The organism is Aliivibrio sp. A6 (genome assembly GCF_028765505.1).
Classification (GTDB): domain Bacteria; phylum Pseudomonadota; class Gammaproteobacteria; order Enterobacterales; family Vibrionaceae; genus Aliivibrio; species Aliivibrio finisterrensis_A.
In genome coordinates, this window is sequence record NZ_JARACR010000176.1 from 1 (window position 1) to 201 (window position 201).

Genomic DNA, 201 nt, shown 5'->3' on the forward strand with positions numbered 1-201 from the left:
CGTAAAGAAGCAATAGAAGGTGCCCAACACCTTCAAATATCCAGTGTCCCGTTCGTCTAGAGGCCTAGGACACCGCCCTTTCACGGCGGTAACAGGGGTTCGACTCCCCTACGGGATACCATTGGGTCGTTAGCTCAGTTGGTAGAGCAGTTGACTTTTAATCAATTGGTCGCAGGTTCGAATCCTGCACGACCCACCATT

Annotated in this window: 2 tRNA genes; both read left to right on the forward strand. The window is 51.7% G+C overall.

The window, feature by feature from the left end:
* The first annotated feature begins 45 nt into the window (after positions 1-45).
* Positions 46-121 (forward strand) — tRNA-Glu (locus tag PVK70_RS19055).
* Between the two features lie 2 nt (positions 122-123).
* Positions 124-199: transfer RNA gene (locus PVK70_RS19060), tRNA-Lys, on the forward strand.
* Positions 200-201 lie beyond the last annotated feature (2 nt).